Annotated in this window: 3 protein-coding genes and 1 pseudogene; all 4 read left to right on the forward strand. The window is 74.5% G+C overall.

Features of this window, described 5'->3' with window-relative positions:
• The first annotated feature begins 124 nt into the window (after nt 1-124).
• Complete coding sequence (locus tag I73_RS33110; RefSeq protein WP_022979997.1) at nt 125-337, forward strand: hypothetical protein; 213 nt, start codon at nt 125-127, stop codon at nt 335-337.
• A complete protein-coding gene (locus I73_RS26570; protein WP_022979998.1) occupies nt 334-987 on the forward strand; it encodes an ATP-binding cassette domain-containing protein in 654 nt (217 codons plus the stop codon). Before I73_RS33110 ends, I73_RS26570 begins: the two co-directional genes overlap by 4 nt.
• Before the next feature lie 57 nt (nt 988-1,044).
• A complete protein-coding gene (locus I73_RS07230) occupies nt 1,045-1,752 on the forward strand; it encodes a response regulator transcription factor (protein WP_022979999.1) in 708 nt (235 codons plus the stop codon).
• A pseudogene (locus tag I73_RS07235) lies at nt 1,749-2,317 on the forward strand (two-component sensor histidine kinase); the annotation flags it as partial. The gene I73_RS07230 and the pseudogene I73_RS07235, both read left to right, overlap by 4 nt.

A 2,317-nucleotide genomic window follows, 5' to 3' on the forward strand; every position in this document is an offset into this window, starting at 1 on the left:
CTCAACCAGGCCCATCTGCAACCCCTGCTGGACCGGGCCGCCCGCGAGCTGCCCCTGTCCGGGCGCACGCTGGAGCGCGGGCGCCGCCTGCAGATGCTGTTGCCCACGGGCCGCGGGCGGTGCCGTGCTGCTAGCGGTGCTGCTGGCCGGCCCCCTGCCCCTGTCGACCTGGCGCCCCGCGGTGCTGGCGGCCTGGGTGCTGTGGATGCTGCCCGCCCTGTGGTGGCAGACCGCCCCCGCCTCCCCGGATCCGGCCGCCCGCACCAGCGGCGGCCTCTTGCTGCTGCTGGTCGGGCTGGCCCTGGCCACCGACACCTTGAAGGAGTCTCCCAAATGACCGCTGACGCCATCACCCTGCAGCTGGACCAGCTGGCCTTCGCCTGGCCCGACCGCGTCGTGCTGCAGCGCTGCAGCACCGCGCTGAAAGCCGGCATCACCTGGCTGCGCGGCCCCAACGGGGTGGGCAAGTCCACCCTGCTGCAGCTGCTGGCCGGGGTGCTGCGCCCGCTGCAGGGCACGGCCCGGCTGCTGCGCCCGGGCCAGCCCGCGCTGGACCTGCACGCCGACCACCGGCTGGCCTGGCGCCACGCGGTGTTCTGGTGCGGCCCCGGCGCGGTGGCCTACGACCACCTCACCCCGCTGGACTTCTGGTCCTTTCTGCACGGCCTGTACCCCGACTGGCAGCCGCTGGCGGTGGTGCGCCATGCCGAGGCCTTCGGCCTGGGCCCGCACCTGGACCGGCCGCTGGCCAGCCTGTCCACCGGCACCCAGCGCAAGGTCTGGCTGGTGGCGGCCCTGTCGGCCGGCACGCCGGTGCGCCTGCTGGACGAGCCGCTCAACGCCCTGGACGACGAAGCCACCGCCTACCTGCAGGAGCAGCTGGCCCAAGCACAGGAGGAGTGTTCGGCCCTGTGGCTGGTGGCCAGCCACGAGGCCCCGCTGCCGGCTGACAGCGCGCCGGCCCGGGAGTGGCGCCTGGCGCCCTGACACCCCGGCCTCCGCTAAGCTAGTGGACCCATGTTCCGCTCTGAGTGACCCGACCCGATGCGCCTCCTGCTGGTGGAAGACGACCGCATGATCGGCGAGGCCCTGCGCGCCGCGCTGCGCCCCGAAGGCTTTGCCGTGGACTGGGTGCGCGACCTGGCCGCGGCCCGCGCCGCCCTGGGCACCGAGCGCTTCGACCTGGTGCTGCTGGACCTGGGCCTGCCGGTGGGTGGGCCTGGCGGCCCCGGCACCACGAGCGAGCAGAACGCGGACGGCCTGAGCCTGCTGGGCGAGCTGCGCCAGCGCAGCGACACCACGCCGGTCATCGTGCTGACCGCGCGCGACGGCCCGGGCGACCGGGTGCGCGGCCTGGACACCGGGGCCGACGACTACCTGGTCAAGCCCTTCGAATTCGACGAGCTGACCGCCCGCATCCGCGCCGTGCTGCGCCGCCATGGCGGGCGGGCCCAATCGGTGCTGCGCCACGGCGCCATCGTGCTGGACCCGGCCACCCGCCAGGTGCAGGTGGCGGGCGAACCGGTGCTGCTGTCGGCCCGCGAGTTCGCGGTGCTCGAAGCCCTGATGCAGCGCCCGGGCGCCCTGCTCTCGCGGGCCCAGCTGGAGGACAAGCTCTACGGCTGGGGCGAGGAGATCGAGAGCAACGCCGTCTCGGTCTATGTGCACCAGCTGCGCCGCAAGCTGGGGGCCGAGCGCATCGGCACCGTGCGCGGCGTAGGCTACTTCCTCACGCCGGTGGACGCGGCATGAGGTTCTGGCGCTCGCTGCGCTGGCGGCTGCTGCTGTCCCTGCTGGCGGTGCTGTCGGCCGCTGCCGTCATCGTGGCCGGTTTGACCTACCGCGCCGTGCTGGCCGACACCGAGGCCCTGTTCGACTACCAGCTGCAGCAGATGGCCCTGTCGCTGCGCGACCAGGGCGCCATCGCCCCGGACCAGGCCCGCGCCCTGGCCGACCAGCGCCTGGACTTCGTGGTGCAGATCTGGACCGAGGACGGCCGCAGCATCTACGCCTCGCAGCTGCAGCAGGACCTGCCGGAGAAGGCCATCATCGGCCTGGCCGACATCGCGGTGGGCGGCGAGATCTGGCGCAGCTTCGCGGTGGCCTCGGCCGGGCGGGTCATCCAGGTGGCCCAGCCCGAGCGCATCCGCCGCGGCCGGGCAGCCCAGGCCGCGCTGCGCAGCGTCACCCCGCTGGCCTGGCTGGCCCTGCCGCTGGTGGCCCTGCTGTGGTGGCTGGTGGACCTGCTGACCCGCCCGCTGCAGCGCCTGGCGCGCGACGTGGGCCGGCGCGACGCCACCGCCCTGTCGCCCCTGCC

The sequence above is a fragment of the Ideonella sp. B508-1 genome, assembly GCF_000333615.1.
GTDB lineage: Bacteria > Pseudomonadota > Gammaproteobacteria > Burkholderiales > Burkholderiaceae_C > Ideonella.